The sequence below is a fragment of the Pseudomonas sp. NBRC 111133 genome, assembly GCF_001320605.1.
GTDB classification, from domain to species: Bacteria; Pseudomonadota; Gammaproteobacteria; order Pseudomonadales; family Pseudomonadaceae; genus Aquipseudomonas; species Aquipseudomonas monteilii.
Genome location: NZ_BCBJ01000066.1, coordinates 71,044 through 90,371 on the forward strand (window position 1 = coordinate 71,044; position 19,328 = coordinate 90,371).

Sequence of the window (19,328 nt, forward strand, 5' to 3'; positions counted from 1 at the left end):
ATGGCGACCCTTGAACACACACAACACAGCGTTGACCTGGTGGTACTGGGCAGTGGCGCAGGCGGCTTGGCTGCGGCTGCCACCGCCGCCTGCCGCGGGCTGAAGGTGCTGGTCGTGGAAAAGGCCGAACGCTTTGGCGGCACCTCGGCGATTTCCGGCGGTGCGGTATGGCTGTACGGCACCGATCAGGCCCGTGACGCGGGTGCCGAAGACTCCCCCGAGGCCATGCGCACCTACCTCAAACACGTCATCGGTGATGGCTACGACCCCATGCTCTGCGACGCTTTCATCGAGCATGGGCACCAGGCGCTGCGCTGGCTGGAGCAGCACACCGAACTGCGCTATGCCTTGCGCCCGCACTCGCCCGACTATTACCCGGATGCGCCCGGCGCCACGCAGTTCGGCCGCGCACTGGAAATGGTCGAGTACGACGGCAAGCACCTCGGCCAGCGCTTCAAGGACCTGCAGATGCCACCGCACGGCATGCTGCTGTTCGGCGGCATGATGGTCAACCGCGTGGATATCCAGCATTTTCTCAGCATTCGCCGCTCGCCCAGTTCGCTGTGGCATTGCCTGAAACTGATGGCGCGCTACGCGCGGGACCGCCTGCAGCACCCGCGTGGCACTCGGCTTACCACTGGCAACGCCTTGATCGCCCGCCTGGCCACCAGTGCCTTCGCCCATGGCACGCAACTGTGGTTGCGCAGCGAAGCCGAAAAGCTGATTGTCGAGCACGGCGTGGTGACCGGCGTGGTTGTACTGCACGAGGGCCGACGTCAGCGGGTAATGGCACGTGGCGGTGTGGTGTGCGCCATGGGCGGGTTCGCTGCAGGCGCACTGGCCGCCAGCTACCGCCCCGCCCAAGAGGCGCCGCACCTGACCATGTCGCCCGCCAGCAACGACGGTGCCGCCCTGCGCCTTAGTCAGGCGGTATCGGCCGCCGAGGGCGAAGGCCTGGCGGCCAACTTCTTCTGGGCGCCGGTTTCCGAACGGCGTCATGCCGGTGGCCAGCGGGAACGCTTCCCGCACCTGGTCACCGACCGCGCCAAACCTAGCGTGATTGCGGTAGACCCGACCGGGCGGCGCTTCGTCAACGAGTCCGACTCCTACCACCACTTCGTGCAGACCATGTTTGCCAACGGCATCGCCAGCTGCTGGCTGGTGTGCGATGCCGAGGCGATGAACCGTTATGGGCTCGGCCTGGCGCGGCCGAAGCCTGTAAACAACCAGGCGTTGATCGACGCCGGCTACCTGTACCGGGCCGCTACACCGCAGGCCCTGGCCCAAGCCATTGGTGTAGAGCCCAACGTGTTCGCGCAAACCCTCGAGCAGTTCAACACGGATGCCCGCAATGGCATCGACCGTGCGTTCGGCAAAGGCGGCAACAGCTACAACCGCTACATGGGCGACCCGCAACACACGCCCAACCCCTGCCTGGCGCCGTTGAGCAACGGGCCGTTCTACGCCATCCGCATTCACACCGGCGACCTCGGGTCGGCCCGTGGCCTGATGACCAACGCCGATGCCAACGTGCTTGACCGTAGCGGCCAGCCAATTGCCGGGCTGTACGCGGTCGGCAACGACATGAACTCACTGATGAAGGGCACCTACCCCGGCCCCGGCATCACCCTGGGCCCTGCCCTCACCTTCGGCTGGCTCGCTGCCAACCACATCAACGCGCGCCTGCAGGCGCCGGCCACCCCTACGGAGACCCCGGCATGTACTACGAACTGAGAACCTACACCCTCGACCCACTGAAAATGGCCGACTGGCTAGCCCTGTACCAAAGCCACGCGCTGGACGTGCAAAGCGAACACCTGGGGAACCTGGTCGGCTTTTTCACCAGCGAGTTCGGCGACGTCAACCAGGTGGTGCACATCTGGGGCTATGCCAGCCTCGACGATCGCATCGCACGGCGCACAGCCATGGCAGCGGACCCGCGCTGGGCAGCCTTTTCGCGGCTTAACCGCGAGCTCGGGGCCGTTGTGCGCCTGCAATCGCGGCTGCTGCGGCCCACCGGTTTTTCGCCGCTGCAGTAAAACGCGCCATCCTCTACCAACGCCTGAGCGGACCCCTTCATGCAACCCCTCGAATGTGACGTACTCGTCATTGGCTCCGGCGCTTCGGGCCTGGCTGCCGCCGTAACCGCCGCGCATCACGGCCTGCATGTGATCGTTGCGGAAAAAGCCCGCCAGCTGGGCGGCACCAGCGCCTGGTCGGGGGGCTGGTTGTGGATACCGCGCAACCCGCTGGCCATCGCTGAAGGCATCGTCGAAACCGACGATGCCCCAGAGCGCTACCTGCGTGCGCAAACCCACACCCACGAACTGGACCCGCGTCAACGTGCGTTCCTGCGCCATGGCCCGGAAATGGTGGCGTTTTTCCAACAGCACACGGCGGTACAGTTCCAGAGTGGCAGCCGCATGCCCGACATGCGTGAAGGCGATGGCAGTGCACACGGCGGTCGATCACTGTGTGCCCTGCCCTACGACGGGCGCCAGCTCGGGCCTTGGCTGCACACATTACGCCCACCGCTGGACATCGTCAGCCTGGCCGGCATGGGCATTACCGGTGGCACCGACATGGCCGCCTTCTTCAACGCCACACGCTCGGCCAAGGCGGCGCTGCATGTCAGCAAGCGCCTGCTGCGCCATGGGCGAGACCTGCTGCTGCATCGTCGCGGCCAGCAGTTGGTCAATGGCAACGCGCTGGTGGCGCGCCTGCTGCGCAGCGCCTTGGACCTTGATGTGACACTGCTGACCAACAAACCGGCCAGCCACCTGCTGGGCGAAGGCCGGGTCAGTGGCGCACGGTTTGCCGACGGCCAGGTCATCCAGGCACGCCGTGGGGTGGTGTTGGCCTGCGGTGGCTTCCCACATGACCGCCAGCGCATCGCGCAACTGATGCCGCATGCGCCGCAGGGTGACCAGCACTACTCCGCAGCACCCCGGGAAAACAGCGGCGACGGCCTGCGGTTGGGTGAACAAGCCGGTGGCCTGGTCAGTACGGCACTGGCCCAGGCTGGCGCCTGGGCACCTGTATCGAAGGTGCCACGCGGCGATGGCAGTTTCGGCCATTTCCCGCACCTGATCGACCGCGCCAAACCTGGCTTCATCGCGGTACGTCGCGATGGCCGACGCTTCGTCAACGAGGCCGATTGCTACCATGACTTCATGAACGCACTGTTCGCCGCTACACCGCACGGCGAAACACCTGAAGCCTGGCTGATCTGCGACCACGCAGCACAACGTCGTTACGGCATTGGCTGGGCCAAGCCCTTTCCGTTCTCTACCCGCTTCTATCAACGCCGCGGTTACTTGCACAGTAGCGCCAGCCTGGCGGAACTGGCGCAGCGCTGCGGGATCGATGCCGCGCAGCTGCAGCGCACGGTGCACGACTTCAACCGGCATGCAGCCCAAGGTGAGGACCCGGTATTCCAGCGTGGCGCATCGGCCTACAACCGGGCTCAGGGCGAACCGTTGCAAGCCCCCAACCCGTCGCTGCGGCCCTTGCTGCATGGGCCGTTTCACGCCGTGAAGCTACTGCCGGGCAGCCTGGGCACCTTCGCCGGCCTGGGCACAGACGCCTCCGCCCGTGTGCTGGACCCCGCTGGGCAGCCGATACCCGGGTTGTTTGCGGTGGGCAACGACATGCACAGCGTGATGGGGGGGCACTACCCCAGCGGTGGCATTACCCTGGGGCCGGGGATGACCTTCGGGTATCTGGCCGGTAGGGCGTTGAGCGGCTTAAGCTCGCCATGACCTCAGCAAGACATGGCGTCATAAAGGCTGTTCATGCGGTTGCCCCGATTGAGCAACCTTGGGGGACGATTGCAACAACCCGCGTGGCAAGCGGAAACCTTTGAATGGTTGCTGGGTAATGGGGTTAAAGGCCTTTTCAGCATTCAACCGATAGCGCATTACACCGTCACCCGTCCTGAAGCTCAGGTCCACGCTGGTCGCCGTCCGCCCATTGAGCGAGCCGCGGCTAAGCAAGCGGAACATCGACCATGGGCCACGGTATTCGAGGCTGCTGCTATTGCCGTTCTGCCTGAGTAACGTCAGGTTGCTGCGTACCTGTTGACCCATGGTATTGGGCCAGACAATACCGGTGATCCGGCTAGGCCCATGGGTGTAGGAGATCAACTGGCCATCCAGGTCCAGCAGGCTGGTACGCTGGTTCGCACTGAGCCCCAACGGTTCGATACTGAACTGCACACTCAACTTGCCGCGCTGATCGAAGAAGGTTTCGCGAATCCGTTCGGCCAGCTCGAGCTGCTCGATCACGTCGGGGCGAATCAGGGAATGCCCGTGCTGGCCAGACTGCAACGCCTCAAGGTTGTCCTTGAGGAAGACCTTGAGATACTGATCATCAAACTGCTGCAGGCGCCCTTTGGGCCCGAAGAATGCTTCGAAGTCATCCAGTGAAGCATCAGGCGCCCTCACCACAAAGGGGTAACGGCCTGCCAGACGTTGCTGGAAGAAGCTGTACACCTCAGCATCCCAACGTCGCTCCAGTTCGCGCAATGCTTCAACGTTCAGCACCTGGGCTGTCTGGTCGGCAAGCTTTCTGACCTGGTGGTTGATCGGCTCCGGCAAACCTGTGGCAACACGTTGCAGGGTGCCAATCGGGTCCTGCCCGGTCATCGAGAAGCGCTGATGCACAGCTTGCAGTGCAGCCTTGCCGCGGTCCGGGCTGTCCTGTACGGCCTTGGCATAGTCCAGCACAGCCGATACGGCACCCAAGGTTTCGTCGTAGTAGCTCGGTTTGTCTCCTGTCACCTGCAACATAGCGCCCAGGCCTGCAAAAGCCCGCTGGATGGCCTGTGCTTGCTGTTGCTCGGGCTTGCCCGTTACTGGCAGCAACGAACCCGCCTCGCCCGGTGCCTCGACAACTGCAGGTGACGCAAGCGACGTGTTGTCCCTGACCGTATGCAGCAGCCGCTGCAACGGTGCTGCCGGGCCAGTCAACTGTTCCAGGACAGTGACACCATGGTCCAGATCACGGAAGTCCGCCACGGTGAAGGCGTTCAAGGCGCGACGCCAGCTGTCGACGTAATCGGCGCTGTAAAGGTTGTGCAGCCGTTCGGTCAGCGCCTCTCGATCAACGCTCGAATAATCGAGCTGGGCACGCTCCCCCAGCGCCCACTGATCGATCATCGCCATTTCAGCGAACCGCTGGCTGCGCGGTTCAAAGTACTCCCTGAAGCCTTTGGCTGTGAGCATGGGGGACAGCTGTACATCCTCCTCCCCATGCCCGGCCCCGAAAGATGGCTGATACACGACATCGAAGGCAGGGCCTACCTGGTGACGCAGGTTCAGGCCGGTGTGCAATTGCTCGTGAGCCTGTTGCTTCAGCCCCTCATAAACCCGCTGTGGCAAAGGCAATTTACGCAATGCCTGCTGCACTTCGCTGACACGCTCACGGTACTGCGGCAAATCGGTGTCAGCGTTGGCCAGGGCGTATTTCAAATGGTGCATGAGGTCTCGCTGCAACTGCCCCTGGCCAGGGAACGCCTTTTGCCATTGGCGCGCCATCCAGTCCTCCACCCATTCAGGCCGGCGACTGTGGCGGTCCTCGATCATCCGGTAAACCCTGAGCGCCGCCATTTGTTGCTCGCTGCCCGGCGGAGCTGCGTTCATGGCATCGATCACGCCGCTGGCCAAGGCCGGCAAAAAACGCCTGGACAACAAGCTGAGGTACGCTTCGTCAACCGTGGGGCCAATGTTGCGCCCTTGGTAAAGGCCAAGATCGGCAACCCCTGGCCATGCCACGCGATAGTCGCCAAACACCGCCACCGCATCGCGGATCTGGTCCAGTGGCGCCAACAGGTTGCGCCCGCTCGGGTCAAGGCGCTGATCGACCTGGTGATGGCTGTACTCCTGGCTTTTGGCGAGCACGCTGGCGGCCTTGGAGCCATTGATATCGAAATAGCGTTGCCAACTCGCCACGGCGATGCTGAACGCAAGGATGCCCACGCCCGAGCCGACCCACAGCAGTTGACGCTTGCTGCGCGCCACCCGAACGTTGTCGCCCGCCAGGCCGGCCTCCTGATAGATGACCCGCCTGAAGGCTTGCTGAATGAAGTAGGCCAATGCCTTGCCTTGTGCCTTGCCTTCACGCAGCGGAAGTTTCGTCTTGTAGGGCTGTGCGGCTTCACGGACAAAGGCATTGCGCATGTCGCCTTGCTGCATCACAGACGACCAATACACACCGCGTACCAGAGCAGGCGTGGAGTAACGGTCACTCACCAGGGTTTCGCGCAGAAATGCCAGCAGTATGGGGCGCAACCCGACCAGCTGCCCATACAGCGAAAACAGGCGCCCACACGGTGGTGCGTTCACCAGCACATCCAGTTGATCGATGAGCTGCTCCTGCAAACTGACGAGAAACCGACCGTAGTGCTCGTCATACTCATCCAGCCAGGCGTCGAACGCGTCAACCGCATCCAGTTTGAAGGTGAACCCCAACAGGTTTTCGCGCCTGGCGGCCGAAAGCTTGCTGTAGAACTGATCGAAGCCGTCCAGCAAATCGAATTTGCTCAGTACCACGTAGAGCGGCAAGCGCGAACCCAGGTGGCTGCTCACTTCGTACAGGCGGGTGCGCAACCTGTGGGCCAACGCAACGCGCTGCTCAGGCGTGCCATGCAGCAGTGCCGGCAAATCGACGACCAGCACCACGCCGTTAAGCGCTCGCTGGCTGCGATTGCGCAGTAGCCAGCCCAACAGGTGGTCCCACAACCTGGCCTGGGCCCCCGGCACAAAAGAGGACGCTGACTCAGCGGGAGCATCAGCTGCCGAGCCCGCCGCTGGCTGCTGGCGAATGAACGCACCGGGTGGGTCGATGAGCACAGCATCGTCGCTGACCCACCAGCCCACCGGATAGGCCAGCGCTTCAGTCTGTCGCCCTTGTGCCTGGACCTGATCGATACGCGTCAGGGTAAAACGCTGATCGGTGCAGTCGATGAAGCTGGTTTTACCGGCCTGTTCATCACCTATTACCAGGTACCAGGGCAGCCGGTACAAGGCACGTGGCCCACCGGCATTGTCAAGGTACCGGTCAAGCCCCTGGCTCAGCGCCTTCTCTTGCGCCTGCACCAACGGCAGCGTGCGATCTTGTTCGGCGGCCCGTGCCTGCCGGCGTTCCGCTTGCAATCGGCGAAAGCGTGTACGCAGCACCACCAGCCAGCCTATGAGCGGCACGAGCATGAGTACCAGGGTTGCCACGCTGCGGTGCGCCACACTGGCCAGTGGCTGTTGCTCACGCCACGTCCATTGCGGGCCGAGCCACCAAATGGCGACCAGCAGCAGCGTTGCCGTCAACCCAAGCAACAGCGGCAGCGCCAGGCCAATGCGCGTTACCCACGGCAAGCCCCAGCCTTTGAATTGCTTCCATATATGATTCATCGAGGCTCCTGGTCCTTGTGTTGATCAGCCAGCGCTGGAGCGACTGCGTACTGCTGAAGCCGCTGGAATACCTCTGGCTCCCACGCACTGGCGGTGGTTTGCTGCATCGTTCGGGCAACGCCGGCGCACAAGTCCTGGGCCAGCCAGGACACGCCCCGTGCGGCCAGCAAGTCGGCTGCGATCATGGTGGTATGGCAGCGGTCCCGAGGGGTACCCAGGTCCGCCTGCAGTGCTTGCAGCCTCAGCAGCACGGGCTCTACGCCGCCGCTGTCCAGTTGCCCGGCCAGTTCCTCGTGCAGGCCACCAAACGCGTGGGGTGCGGCCGCTTGGCCAGAAGGCCCTTGCGCGCCCTTGAGCCACGCCAGGCATTGGTCATCGACAAATACCAATCCGTCGCTGAAGCACAGCTGCTGAAGGGCCGGCATGCGCTGTACAAACCGGGCGGTCGCGCAACGGATGGCCTCAGCCACATCGCTCATCGCCAGCCGCGTGGCGACGGTTGCAGCCAGAAAGCTGCCACGAATCCAGTAGGGGCACGCCGCCACGCTCTTTTCGATGCGCTGAAGCAAGGCTGGGTCTATCGCTGTGCTGGCAATGGCCTCTTCATAGACCCGCGTGATATCCAGAGGCACCGCCATCAATTCTGTGCGGCTGCCTTGCCTGGCCGCAGGCGCCGCCTGAATGTGTGCCCACAAGCCAAAACGCCGCAACTGGTAGCCGGTTGGGTCGTAAGGATCCTGCTGGTTGATGAGTTCGGCCATGGCCAATATGGCGCGTCGTGTCTCACGTTCAGTGCCCATCGACACACGCGGCATGGGCGCGGCGATGACATCGGCCAGCGGCGCAGGCTTCACGCTTGCAGCCGGCGCCTTGGGCACGTCAACCTCGCCGGCACCGCTGACACGTTCAATGTGTTGGCACAGCAGGCGCTCCAGCCCATCGAGAACAGCAGCCTCCAGCTGTGCTGCGTGCTGTTGTTGCAGGTGTTTCAATGCCGCCTGCGCTGCTGCTGCATGGGCAGGGGTATAAGTGAAACGGTCGAGACGCGGCAGCGCCTCGGTCAAGCGGTTGATCACCAGCCCGACCAGCTTGCGCTTGGTCAGGAAACCTTTCGGCCCTGGCTTGGGGTGGGCGGGTTCCCAATAGCACTCGATCATGCGGGCCAGCAACGCCAAGGTATCTCCCCAACGCTCCCAGCAGCGGCTGCGTAACCAGGCGGCACTCAAGTGCGCGACGATTCGCAGGTGCTTGCATTGCTGGCTCAGGTACTGACAGGACGCCTCTTCGATGTAAACCCAGTCGATCATCGCCTCCTGCAGCCCGCCCAGCTTGACCATCTCCTGGTCGATTGCCTGGTAGGTTTCGTCCTCGACATCGAACAGCCCAGCCGGTACTGCGGGATCGATCGGCGCCAGCAGTCGCGTGAGCTTGCCCTCTGACACCTGCGCTACCACCGGCATGTGCTTCGCGCCTGGCTTATCAACGGGGTCAGCCCTTGTGCATCGAAGATCAACCCGTCGAGCTCGCTGTGCTCACTCACCACTTCGATGCGATGGGCACCAATCAGCTTCCTGATCTGCTCGATTGCCGGCAAACCCCGGCCGGCATCGATTACCTGCCCGTTCTCCATCACCTGCCAGGGTGTTTCACGGGTAGACCAGCCCTGCCCTGTCAGCCGTACCTTGACCCAGCTTGCCTCGATCGGGCGTTTGGCAATCAGTTGCAGCCGGGAGATGGCCTGGATGCAACTGATTGCCAGGTAAGCGGGTTCGTTACCCGATGCGATGGCAGGCGCTGATATCACGAGCGCTGAAACGCCGGCACCGTCATCGGTTCGGCTACCGATGTGAAACGTCAGGTCATCTGGCGTCCGCGCCGCTTCATTTGCCATCACGCGCAGCACGCTCGGGGCCTGCTGCTCTGGTGCAGACCACTGCCGTTCTGTCGTGTATGCCGGCGTGTTCGCAGCCTGGTCGAAACAGGCCAGTCGCTCGACGTTCGACACAATCCGTGAACAGTCCCGCGTGGGGCCTGCCAGTACCGGCTGCAAACAAAACAGCAACGAGAGACCGGCGCCATATACAGAACGGTTAATCATCCTGATTCACTCTCCAAAAACAGTACAAACGCCTATATGGCCGCGCCCACTTTCCTACAAACACATATCGGCTCACGCGCCAAAAAAACAGCCAACCAAAACAAAACCGGACGGAGACTAATACACAGCGACGACTGCATACAAACAAATATTTACTTACATCTTCATGCTCGACCAAAGAGCACTTCACCCTGCATGGTTTTTATAGGAACAAGGCAACTCACCCCGCCAGATAAACATATACAAGAAACTTCCTACAAGAGAAACAGCACATTAAACAACCCCCACAATTAAACATCCTACAAACCAACAGGGAGTTACGTACCGATGTCTAGAAATACGGGTTCTGTCGCGCCTAAAGAACGCGTCAATATCAAATACGTCCCCGCTACGAGCGATGAGCAGGCTGAGGTAGAGCTGCCCCACAAAATGCTGGTACTGGGCGACTTCGGCCTGGATGAAGACCGCGCGCTCGAAGACCGTCAGGTGATGCGTGTCGACAAACACACGTTCAACAGCGTGTTGAACGACGCCAACGTGAGCCTGGCGGTATCTGTGCCTTCCGTGCTCAGTGCCGCCCCGGATGCCGAGCTGGCGGTCCATCTGCAGTTCAGCTCCATTAACGATTTCGGGCCGGACCGAATCGCGCGGCAGGTCCCCGAGCTGAACAAGCTGCTGGAACTGCGCGAAGCGCTGGTCGCCCTGAAAGGCCCGCTTGGCAACGTCCCGGCCTTTCGCAAGCAACTGCAACACCTGCTGAACAACGAGCAAACCCGTAAACAGCTCGCACAAGAACTGGACCTGTTACCTGATGCACCAGAAAAAGACTGAGACAACGGAGCGTCCCCATGCCTAAGCCAAACACCACCACCGTCACCACAGACGCAACCCACGATACATTGGGCAATGGCACCTTGCTCGACCAGATCATGGCAGAAACCAAACTGGTACCTACGCAGGAGGGCTATCAGGTTGCCAGACAGGGCGTATCTGCCTTCATCGCCGAAATCCTCAAAAGCAATGACCCAGATCAACTGATCAACAAACACCGGGTCGATCAGATGATTGCAGAGGTTGACCGGGTTCTCGGCAAACAGATGGATGCCATTTTGCATCAACCCGAGTTCCAGCGGCTTGAGTCCTCATGGCGTAGCCTGAAACTTCTGGTCGACCGCACGAATTTCAGGGAGAACATCAAGCTTGAAATTTTGCACATCAGCAAAGAAGACTTGCTCGACGACTTCGAAAATGCCGCAGACATTACCTGCAGCGGCCTCTACAAACATGTTTACACCGCTGGGTACGGCCAGTTCGGGGGAGAGCCGGTTGCGGCCATGGTAGGTAACTACAACTTTGGCCCCGCCTCTGCGGACATCAAACTGTTGAGTTACATGGCCTCCGTAGGTGCCATGTCCCACGCGCCCTTCCTTGCCGCACCTTCCCCCGAGTTTTTCAACTTGAGCAGCTTTGAAGAGTTGCCCAACCTCAAGGAAATAAAAGACCTCTTCGCCGGCCCACGCCATGCCAAGTGGCGCGCTTTTCGCGAAAGCGAAGACGCTCGTCATGTCGCGCTGACCGGGCCACGCTTCATGCTGCGCTCCGCCTACCACCCGCAAGAAAAGCCAATCGAGAGTTTCAACTACAACGAAGACATAGCCGGGCGGCATGACCACTACCTGTGGGGCAATTCCGCCTTCCTGCTGGCCAGTTGCATCAACGACAGCTTCGCCCGCTACCGCTGGTGCCCGAACATCATCGGCCCGCAATCGGGTGGTGCGGTCGAAGACTTGCCAGTCCACCTGTACGAGTCACTGGGGCAATTGCAGGCCAAGATTCCTACCGAGGTGCTGATTTCCGATCGCAAGGAGTTCGAGCTCGCCGAAGAGGGCTTCATCGCCCTGACCATGCGTAAAGACAGCGACAATGCGGCGTTCTTCTCTGCCAACTCGGTGCAAAAACCCAAGAACTTCCCGAAAACCCCCGAAGGGTTGGAGGCACAGACCAACTACAAGCTGGGGACCCAGCTGCCCTACCTGTTCATCGTCAACCGGCTGGCCCACTACATCAAAGTGCTGCAACGCGAACAGATCGGCAGCTGGAAGGAACGCCGAGATCTTGAATCCGAGCTGAATAAGTGGATCAAGCAGTATGTCGCCGACCAGGAAAACCCGTCTGCCGATGTTCGCAGCCGCCGGCCGCTACGTGCCGCCCGCATTGAAGTCTCGGATGTTGCCGGTGACCCAGGCTGGTACCAGGTTTCGATCGCCGTGCGTCCGCACTTCAAGTACATGGGCGCCAACTTCGAGATCTCTCTGGTTGGGCGGCTCGATACGCAATGAGTGGTTTTTTTGAACGCTTGACGGTGGACCCTAGTTCCCGTCCCCAGGCCACTCGACAGGAAAGCGCTGCGGACACCTTCGCCACCATCAAGCGCCACCTCGAAACGCTGCTCAACGCCCGCCAGGGGTGCTCTCAGAGCAGTCCTGAGCTGGGCTTGCGTGACTTCAACGGGCATGACGTGAACCGCGGCGACTTGCTCTTACAAGTGAGCGCGGACATTCGCCGCACCCTTCAGCGCTTCGAACCACGCATCCAGATACGCACGCTCAAGGCAGTGCCCGATACCCATGCCCCGCTGGAGCTGCATTTCAGGCTCGATTGCCAGGTGCAGGTCAACAACCACGCAGAGCAGCTGCAACTCGAGCTGCTGGTCAACGGGCACAACCGCTACACCCGAGTGAGGTGACCGATGTCACTGAAAGACCGCTTCAGCGAAGAGCTGCGTTACCTGCACGAACTGGGGAACGACTTCGCCAAGGACAACCCACAACTTGCAAGGCTGCTTGGCACAGGTGCCAGTGACCCCGATGTCGAACGCCTGATGGAAGCCTTTGCATTCCTGACCGCCAAACTGCGGCTCAAACTGGAAGACGACCTGCCGGAGCTGACTCACCCCATGCTGCAGTTGTTGTGGCCCAATTACCTGCGGCCCCTGCCCAGCGCGACGATCATCCAGTTCACCCCGGTCAAGCAATCCCTTAGCCAGTCCCAGCACATTCCGAAGGGGTCGAGGTTGTGCTCGGAACCCGTGGACGGCGTAGCCTGCGAGTTCCGCACGTGCACTGCGGTGAGCATTCATCCGTTCAAGATCGACACGGTGAGTGCAACCCAGACACTCGACAACGCGGTGATAAGCATCGGCCTGCAGGCACTGGTCGACCGGCCACTGAACAGCCTGGGCTGCTCCAGCCTCGACTTTTACCTCAGCGGTGATGTCCGCACGGCCCGGACGTTGTACCTGTGGGTTTCTCAATACCTCAAGCACATCAACGTGATCGTCAAGGGTGAAGTTCGTCGGCTGCCGGCCGGCAGCATCTCCTTCCCGGGATTTAGCCCCGACGACGCCTTGCTGCCCTACCCACAAAACGTCTTTGATGGCTACCGGATCCTGCAGGAGTACTTTGTCTTCCCCCAGCGCTTCCACTTTTTCAGCGTCACCGGACTGGATCGAGCCTGGCCAGCGCATGACAGCCTGGCGGTAAACCTCGAGTTTCACTTCACGCGCCAGTTACCCGACACACTGCGTGTCAGCAACGCAGATTTCAGTTTGTTCTGCGCACCTGCAGTCAACTTGTTTCAGCACAGTGCCGAGCCCATCGACTTGTCCAGCGAGGACGCCTTGGTCCCACTAAAACCCAAGGGAGCGGAGCCACACGGTTACGAAATTTTCAGTGTCGACCAGGTCATCAGCACGCGAACGACGACCGACGGGAGTGTCGGTGAGCACCTGCGAACGTTTCGGCCCTTCGAATCGTTCGCCCATGAAATCGAGCACGCTCAAGGACGCACTGCGCTGTATTACCGCTACCAGTTGGAGGCGTGCCTGCGCGGCGATGGCGTCACGCACCGCATCGCGTTCGTTCGTGCCGATGCCAACAGCTATATCGGCGAGCTGGAAACCGCATCCATCGACCTGACGTGCACCAATCGAGACCTGCCGCTGGCGTTGGGCATCGGTGACATCAACGTGCGTACCGAGTTTACGCCGCCACTGGCCACCTACACCAACATCTGCAAGCCCACCCGCCCTTGTCGCCCGGTGCTGGACGGCCAGTTGCAATGGGCATTGATTTCCAACATGTCGCTCAACTACCTGTCCCTGCTCTCGATCGAGCCGCTCAAAGCGGTGATCCGCGCCTATGACTTCGTCGCCCTGCACGATATCCAGCAGGCGCGTACCACCCAGAAGCGCCTGGACGGCATGCGCGACATTCATACACAGCCTATGGACTGGCTAATCAAGGGGCAACCCATTCGCGGCCTGCACACCCGGCTGAAGCTGGACCAGGCCGCCTTCCTCTGCGAAGGCGACCTGTACCTGTTCAGTTGCGTGCTTGCCCACTTCTTTGCCTTGTACGCCAGCATCAATTCCTTCCATCAGCTGGAAGTGATCAACATCACCAACAACGAGCACTACACATGGCCAATACAGACCGGCAAACAACCGCTGATCTAGCCGACAGACTGCTCACCGAGGCGCACCAGTACAACTTCTTCCAGTTGCTGGAGCGGCTGCATGGGCTGCATGGCGACGATCTGGAACCCCGTTGGCCTGACGAGGCTACCCGGTTGCGCGTGCGTCTGGCCTGTGACCCACGGCTGACCTTTCCCGTATCGGATGTTTACAAAGCCCAACGCATGCCCGACGAAGAGGCGCGCTACCAGGTCGTCGCCACGTTCCTCGGGTTACACGGTACCGATTCACCCTTGCCCACCTATTACCTGGAGCAGGTGGCCTATGAACATGCGCAAGGCAGCGGTGTACGGCCGGCATTCTTCGACTTTTTCAATCACTACCTGCTCAGCCTGTTACACCGCAGCTGGCGCAAATACCGGTATTACATCCGCTTCCAGCCGGGCGCCCGTGACGGGTTCTCGCAGTACGTTTTTGCCCTGCTGGGGCTTAATGACAAGCAACTGCGGGGAGATACGGCACTGCCCTGGAGCCGCCTGCTCAGTTTTGCCGGGGTCATCGCCAGCCGCAGCCGTGCGCCTGGCACCGTGGCCGGCATCATTGCGCACTGCTTCGACCTCAAGCATGTGCAGATCCGCGAATTCGAAACGCGCTCGGTACCCACTGCGGCCGGGCAACGCGTAAGCCTGGGGCGCGCCAACGGCCTGCTGGGCAGTACGTTCATGATCGGCAGCCGTACACGCACACGCAGCAGCAAGTTCACCATCGTGATCAGCGAACTCGACCAGACGCAGCTGCTGGACCTGCTCCCCAGCGGCATCAACTTCGGCCGTTTGCGTGCACTGATCGACGTTCTGCTGCGTGACGGCCTTGCCTACGACCTGGAGCTGCGCCTGAAGCAGAACGCGTTGTCACCCTTCTGCTTGCACCGCAGCAAAGGCGCCTACCTGGGCTGGACCAGCTTCATCGACGACCGGCATGGCCAGAACAGTCCCGTTGTACGGTTCAGGGGGCGCTCATGAACACATTGACCGTGAGCATCATCAACCTGGACCAACTGCGACATGGCGTTATTGCCAGGCACCGATTCGATTGCAAGGGCGGAACCATTGGCAGCGCACAGACAAGCTGGCGACTCGACGACCCTAATCAGAGCGTTGCGCCCATCCACTGCGAGATCCGCTGGATAGAAGGCAGCTTCTGTGTGATCGATCATTGCCAGCGCACCTATCTGAATGGCAGCACCACCAGCCTGGGTGCACACCCACCCAGACGCCTGCTTGAAGGCGACCAGCTTCGTGTGGGTGCTTATCGGCTACAGGTTCAGTACGCCCAGGACCCCGCCACCATGCGTTCGCTGGAGGACATGTTCTATCCGGATCAGGGGGTAATCGACCGCCTGATAGCCGAAGAAACAGCAACCCCTTGGCCGATCGAACCCTCTGCTACCCAACCGGCTGCCGAGATCTACTCGGCCTTCGAGCCCGCCATGGGCAACGATCCCTTGGCAGCGTTGGATGCAGCCGCTGAGTCGGTGGCTTCCCCGTCGAGCCCGCTGCTGCGGCTGATTGCCGGAGAGCGCCCATGACCCGCCAACCGTTGCTGGTCGCGGCCCTGCTGGTTGCAATGTTCGGGGGTGCCGGCTGCACCTCGTTAAGCAGGATGAGCCAAGTTGCCATGGACCACACGTTGCCCATCGGGCAGCCGAAGGATCATCCGACCGAAGTTGCGTTCAGCATCAACGCGAGCCCTACCCTCAATGGTAATCCGAACAGCCTTGAGGTAGCGGCCGAAGAACAGCACAGCACCCTGGAGCCCAGCCCCTACGCCGTAACCCTGAGTGCGGGCGACCCTTATGCACTGACGGAAAAGATCGTGACCCTGCTGGAATACCTGCACGAGCAGTTTCCAGCCATGTCCCCCATCGAGGTGGATGAGGAAGGCAACGATGACCCAGCTCGCTCTCCTCTGGAAGAGAGCACCCCCGGTAGCTACGACGACCCGACCGTAACGTTGACCTTGCCGCACACCACAACCATGGCCTCGGAACCCGTCGCCACGCCGATTGCCATCAAGATCCTGCAGCTGCGCGACGACTCGCTACTGCGCAACACCGTGTACCAGTTGCTGGACCAGGACCCGGCCAAAGCCCTGCGCAGTACCTACATCCGTGATGACGATTACCTGCTGCGCCCTGGCCAGTTCAAGTACATCCCGTTCGAACCCATCCATGCCGAAACCCGTTTCGTGGCGGTGATTGCCGACTACCGAGGCCTTGAGGACGCCAGCTGGCGGCAAGTGCTGCGCATTCCGCCGCGTGGCCGCCAGATCATGCTGTCGGTGTTGGTCAACGACACGCACATCGTGCTCAAGGAAGAAGACTGATGGCACGTCTACTCCCCTTTGCCCTTCCCGCTTACTCACGCTGACATGGAGTGTCCATGAGTTCACGCAATCCCGTTCTTTGGCCAGAAGGCCTGTTCGTAAAACCACAGCATTTCCAGCAAGCAGCCCGGGCGGGTGAAGCAGCCCTCCACCAGCGCCTTGCCAGCCTGAACGCAGCCTTCTACGGCTTTAGCGAGCTACAGCTGAACGACGAGTACCTAAGCCTGGGCAAGATCGCTATCACCCGGGCGCGGGGCGTGATGCCGGACGGCACCGTGTTTGACATCCCCGCCGACCTGCCACCGCCGCCGCCGCTGGAAATCGACGGCGACGCGTGCAAGGACAGCGAGGTGTATCTGTGCCTGCCGCTGCGCACCGAGGGCGGCTGCGAAGTGAGCTGGCCCGACACTGCCGCCAACTACCGCTACACCGCCCAGCCACAGGAGATCAAGGACACCCACTCTGCGAACGGTGACCTGGTACAGGTAGACCTTGCCATGCCCAACCTGCAGCTAAAACGCAAGGCTGAAGACAGCAGTGCCTACACACGCCTGGCCATGACACGCATCCTGGAGCGGCGCCCTGACGGCAGCCTGCAACTGGACGAAACCTTCTACCCCACCAGCGTGTCAGTGCGGGCGGTGCCGGCACTGCAGCGGTTTCTTGACGAAATGACCAACACCCTGCGCGAGCGAGCGCGAGGCCTTGCCAAGCGTATTGGCGCCTCGGGCCAGTCCGGTATCGCCGACATTCGCGACTTCAACCTGCTGCAGGCCATGAACCGCTGGTGGCCGTGCTTTCAGCACCTGGCTCGGCAAGCGCAAACGCACCCCGAGCAGCTTTACCTGTGCATGAGCCAGGCCTGCGGCGAGTTTGTCACGTTCACCGACGAAAGCAGGCTCCCGCAAGATTACCCCGCATACCACCACACAGCGCTGCGCACTTCGTTCAAGCCGCTGGAAGACACTTTGCGCCGCGCCCTGAGCACCGTCCTGCAGCCGCGCGCCATTTCACTGCCGTTGGTGAACGAAGCGTTCGGTGTGATGACGACCAGGCTGGAAGACCGCCGTCTGATCGACGAAGCCGACTTCATCCTTGCCGTGCGCGCCGACCTGCCACCGCAGGTGTTGCGCCAGATGTTCATCCAGAAAGCCAAGATCACCTCACTGGAGTCGCTGTACGACCTGGTGCCGCTGCAACTGCCGGGCATCCCCTTGTTGCTTTTGCCGGTGGCGCCGCGCGACCTGCCTTTCCACGCGGGCTTCAGTTACTTCGAGGTGAACAGGCGCGACCCGGCCTGGGCGTGCATGGCCGAGGCCAATGGCTTTGGTCTCCACATCGCGGGCGAATTCCCCGGCCTCGAACTGCAGTTCTGGGCGATCAGGAGTCAGTGAGATGGCAAATGACACGACTACCCCCACCGATGCAACAAACGCTGAAGTCAGTCAGCTGAATGCAAACCTTAAACCATCAGTACCCGACCACCAGGCCGCGCCGGCCAATGGGCAAGCCTCTGCGCAAAAGCCTGAGCCTGTGTATGAAGGCTATCCCGCCGACCCGCAGTTTCAGCTGCGGGGCGGGTTCGCCAACCTGATGCTGGATGCAGCATCACCGCTGTTTGGCCTGGTCATACGCCTGCGTACGCTGGACGAATTGCCAAATATCAAAGATGTGCACCAGCAAGTGCGCAACCAGATCGACAACATTCAGGAAGAAATGCGCCAGCACGGGTACGAGCCCGCTCAGCTGCTGGCGTATACCTACGGCCTGTGCCTGTTCATCGACGAAGCCGTCATGGAGCGGCCCTGGGGCAAAAGCAGTTGCTGGAGCCAGGAACCCTTACTGAGCATCTTCCACGACGAGACCTGGGGCGGAGAAAAGATCTTCACCGTGATCTCGCGCCTGATGCAGGAGCCCAAGCGTTATCAGGACGTGCTGGAGTTCATGTACTTCGCCCTTTGCCTTGGGCTGAGGGGCAAATATGCGCTGGCGCCGAAAGGCGAAGAAACCGTCACTGCACTGATTCACCAACTGCACGGGATCATCCGCGAACTGCGTGGCCCCACCCCTGAAGAAGTCTGCGACCCCTACACCAATGTGGCCCCACGCAACTTCCGCATGAACCGGCAATGGCCCTGGTGGAGCCCTTTGGTGATTTCCGCCATCGCCATGGCCGTGGCCTACGGCATCTACAGCTACCGGTTGCACCTGATTACCACAGAAGTACTGGAGTCGCTCAACGCCATCCTGCAGCAGTAGGCGAAGGCTACATGCACCCACCGAATTCACCCCATTAGCGAGGCATCTGCCTCATTGAAAAGCCCATCGTTTTCGATGGCCACGCCACCTGTGGTGTGCGTGTTAATCCACATGGACGCAGGAGAAACTGCCATGCCAACACCCGCTTACATCAAGATCGAAGGCAAGACCCAAGGCAACATCACCGCAGGTGCATTCACGTCCGACTCCGTCGGCAATGTGTTCGTTGAGGGCCATGAAGACGAAATTCTGGTGCAGGAAATCAAGCACCAGGTAACTGTCCCGACCGATCCGCAAAGTGGCCAGCCTGCCGGTCAAAGGGTGCATAAGCCCTTCGTTTTCACCAGTTCATTGAACAAGGCCACACCACTGATGTACCAGGCCCTGGCCAGCGGCGAAATGCTGCCGACCGTTGAAGTGAACTGGTACCGCACCTCAGTGGAAGGCAAGCAGGAGCACTTCTTCACCACCATGCTGGAGGACGCCACCATCGTGGACATCAATACCGTCCTTCCGCATGCCCAGAATCAGAAAAACGAGCATTACACGCAGCTTGTCGAAGTGGCCCTGTCATACCGCAAGATCTCATGGACACATGTGACCGCAGGTACCGAAGGCTCTGACGATTGGCGTAAACCGATCGCCTGATCTAACGGAAAAGCCCGGGCAGTCATGGTCTGCCTGGGCACTTCGAAGTCTCAGACGA

The 19,328-nt window shown here is 61.1% G+C and carries 16 protein-coding genes; 13 read left to right on the forward strand and 3 right to left on the reverse strand.

Going from position 1 to position 19,328, the window contains the following annotated elements; translation table 11 throughout:
* The 3 genes from APH36_RS14680 to APH36_RS14690 are packed head-to-tail and all read left to right on the forward strand — an operon-like array spanning window position 1 to window position 3,761.
* Complete coding sequence (locus tag APH36_RS14680) at window positions 1-1,734, forward strand: FAD-dependent oxidoreductase (RefSeq protein ID WP_060499218.1); 1,734 nt, start codon at window positions 1-3, stop codon at window positions 1,732-1,734.
* The gene (locus APH36_RS14685; protein WP_025753224.1) at window positions 1,719-2,039 is read left to right on the forward strand and encodes an NIPSNAP family protein; all 321 of its coding nucleotides are present in this window, start codon (window positions 1,719-1,721) and stop codon (window positions 2,037-2,039) included. The genes APH36_RS14680 and APH36_RS14685 overlap by 16 nt, the downstream gene beginning before the upstream one ends.
* Before the next feature lie 39 nt (window positions 2,040-2,078).
* Complete coding sequence (locus tag APH36_RS14690) at window positions 2,079-3,761, forward strand: FAD-dependent oxidoreductase (protein ID WP_060499219.1); 1,683 nt, start codon at window positions 2,079-2,081, stop codon at window positions 3,759-3,761.
* 18 nt (window positions 3,762-3,779) lie between these two features.
* On the opposite strand, the gene tssM is transcribed toward APH36_RS14690, so the two are convergent.
* Genes tssM through vasI form a run of 3 tightly spaced genes read right to left on the reverse strand, consistent with a single transcriptional unit; the run spans window position 3,780 to window position 9,504 of the window.
* Complete coding sequence (gene tssM / locus APH36_RS14695; RefSeq protein ID WP_060499220.1) at window positions 3,780-7,406, reverse strand: type VI secretion system membrane subunit TssM; 3,627 nt, start codon at window positions 7,404-7,406, stop codon at window positions 3,780-3,782.
* The gene (gene tssA / locus APH36_RS14700; RefSeq protein WP_060499221.1) at window positions 7,403-8,866 is read right to left on the reverse strand and encodes a type VI secretion system protein TssA; all 1,464 of its coding nucleotides are present in this window, start codon (window positions 8,864-8,866) and stop codon (window positions 7,403-7,405) included. The genes tssM and tssA overlap by 4 nt, the downstream gene beginning before the upstream one ends.
* On the reverse strand, window positions 8,854-9,504 hold the full coding sequence (vasI, locus tag APH36_RS14705; protein ID WP_082426398.1) for a type VI secretion system-associated protein VasI: 651 nt from the start codon (window positions 9,502-9,504) through the stop codon (window positions 8,854-8,856). Before vasI ends, tssA begins: the two co-directional genes overlap by 13 nt.
* Window positions 9,505-9,831: 327 nt before the next feature.
* Here vasI and tssB point away from each other — a divergent pair, with 327 nt between their 5' ends.
* The 10 genes from tssB (at window position 9,832) to APH36_RS14755 (ending at window position 19,270) form a co-directional block, all read left to right on the forward strand.
* A complete protein-coding gene (gene tssB, locus APH36_RS14710) occupies window positions 9,832-10,335 on the forward strand; it encodes a type VI secretion system contractile sheath small subunit (protein WP_060499222.1) in 504 nt (167 codons plus the stop codon).
* A 17-nt stretch (window positions 10,336-10,352) separates the two neighbouring features.
* Window positions 10,353-11,843 (forward strand): type VI secretion system contractile sheath large subunit, encoded by a 1,491-nt coding sequence (tssC, locus tag APH36_RS14715; protein ID WP_060499223.1) that lies wholly within the window; start codon window positions 10,353-10,355, stop codon window positions 11,841-11,843.
* Window positions 11,840-12,250: a type VI secretion system baseplate subunit TssE gene (tssE, locus tag APH36_RS14720; RefSeq protein WP_060499224.1), complete on the forward strand. Its 411-nt coding sequence runs from the start codon at window positions 11,840-11,842 to the stop codon at window positions 12,248-12,250. Before tssC ends, tssE begins: the two co-directional genes overlap by 4 nt.
* Window positions 12,251-12,253: 3 nt before the next feature.
* Entirely contained in the window at window positions 12,254-14,020 is a 1,767-nt protein-coding gene (tssF, locus tag APH36_RS14725) for a type VI secretion system baseplate subunit TssF (RefSeq protein WP_060499225.1), read from the forward strand.
* Window positions 13,984-15,000, forward strand: a complete 1,017-nt coding sequence (tssG, locus tag APH36_RS14730; RefSeq protein ID WP_060499226.1) for a type VI secretion system baseplate subunit TssG — start codon at window positions 13,984-13,986, stop codon at window positions 14,998-15,000. The genes tssF and tssG overlap by 37 nt, the downstream gene beginning before the upstream one ends.
* Window positions 14,997-15,566 carry an FHA domain-containing protein gene (locus tag APH36_RS14735; protein ID WP_060499227.1) on the forward strand — a complete coding sequence of 190 codons (570 nt, stop codon included), beginning with the start codon at window positions 14,997-14,999 and terminating at the stop codon, window positions 15,564-15,566. The genes tssG and APH36_RS14735 overlap by 4 nt, the downstream gene beginning before the upstream one ends.
* Complete coding sequence (gene tssJ, locus APH36_RS14740; RefSeq protein WP_060499228.1) at window positions 15,563-16,363, forward strand: type VI secretion system lipoprotein TssJ; 801 nt, start codon at window positions 15,563-15,565, stop codon at window positions 16,361-16,363. The genes APH36_RS14735 and tssJ overlap by 4 nt, the downstream gene beginning before the upstream one ends.
* A gap of 56 nt (window positions 16,364-16,419) precedes the next feature.
* A complete protein-coding gene (gene tssK, locus APH36_RS14745; protein WP_060499229.1) occupies window positions 16,420-17,757 on the forward strand; it encodes a type VI secretion system baseplate subunit TssK in 1,338 nt (445 codons plus the stop codon).
* 1 nt (window position 17,758) lies between these two features.
* Window positions 17,759-18,622: a type IVB secretion system protein IcmH/DotU gene (icmH, locus tag APH36_RS14750; RefSeq protein WP_060499230.1), complete on the forward strand. Its 864-nt coding sequence runs from the start codon at window positions 17,759-17,761 to the stop codon at window positions 18,620-18,622.
* Window positions 18,623-18,754: 132 nt separating this feature from the next.
* Window positions 18,755-19,270: an Hcp family type VI secretion system effector gene (locus tag APH36_RS14755; RefSeq protein WP_060499231.1), complete on the forward strand. Its 516-nt coding sequence runs from the start codon at window positions 18,755-18,757 to the stop codon at window positions 19,268-19,270.
* Window positions 19,271-19,328 lie beyond the last annotated feature (58 nt).

What these genes read in the sequence shown, in the direction of transcription:
- APH36_RS14680 (WP_060499218.1), top strand. Translation starts at nt 1, where the DNA reads ATGGCGACCCTTGAACACACACAACACAGCGTTGACCTGGTGGTACTG.
- APH36_RS14685 (WP_025753224.1), top strand. Translation starts at nt 1,719, where the DNA reads ATGTACTACGAACTGAGAACCTACACCCTCGACCCACTGAAAATGGCC.
- APH36_RS14690 (WP_060499219.1), top strand. Translation starts at nt 2,079, where the DNA reads ATGCAACCCCTCGAATGTGACGTACTCGTCATTGGCTCCGGCGCTTCG.
- tssM (WP_060499220.1), bottom strand. Translation starts at nt 7,406, where the DNA reads ATGAATCATATATGGAAGCAATTCAAAGGCTGGGGCTTGCCGTGGGTA.
- tssA (WP_060499221.1), bottom strand. Translation starts at nt 8,866, where the DNA reads ATGCCGGTGGTAGCGCAGGTGTCAGAGGGCAAGCTCACGCGACTGCTG.
- vasI (WP_082426398.1), bottom strand. Translation starts at nt 9,504, where the DNA reads ATGATTAACCGTTCTGTATATGGCGCCGGTCTCTCGTTGCTGTTTTGT.
- tssB (WP_060499222.1), top strand. Translation starts at nt 9,832, where the DNA reads ATGTCTAGAAATACGGGTTCTGTCGCGCCTAAAGAACGCGTCAATATC.
- tssC (WP_060499223.1), top strand. Translation starts at nt 10,353, where the DNA reads ATGCCTAAGCCAAACACCACCACCGTCACCACAGACGCAACCCACGAT.
- tssE (WP_060499224.1), top strand. Translation starts at nt 11,840, where the DNA reads ATGAGTGGTTTTTTTGAACGCTTGACGGTGGACCCTAGTTCCCGTCCC.
- tssF (WP_060499225.1), top strand. Translation starts at nt 12,254, where the DNA reads ATGTCACTGAAAGACCGCTTCAGCGAAGAGCTGCGTTACCTGCACGAA.
- tssG (WP_060499226.1), top strand. Translation starts at nt 13,984, where the DNA reads ATGGCCAATACAGACCGGCAAACAACCGCTGATCTAGCCGACAGACTG.
- APH36_RS14735 (WP_060499227.1), top strand. Translation starts at nt 14,997, where the DNA reads ATGAACACATTGACCGTGAGCATCATCAACCTGGACCAACTGCGACAT.
- tssJ (WP_060499228.1), top strand. Translation starts at nt 15,563, where the DNA reads ATGACCCGCCAACCGTTGCTGGTCGCGGCCCTGCTGGTTGCAATGTTC.
- tssK (WP_060499229.1), top strand. Translation starts at nt 16,420, where the DNA reads ATGAGTTCACGCAATCCCGTTCTTTGGCCAGAAGGCCTGTTCGTAAAA.
- icmH (WP_060499230.1), top strand. Translation starts at nt 17,759, where the DNA reads ATGGCAAATGACACGACTACCCCCACCGATGCAACAAACGCTGAAGTC.
- APH36_RS14755 (WP_060499231.1), top strand. Translation starts at nt 18,755, where the DNA reads ATGCCAACACCCGCTTACATCAAGATCGAAGGCAAGACCCAAGGCAAC.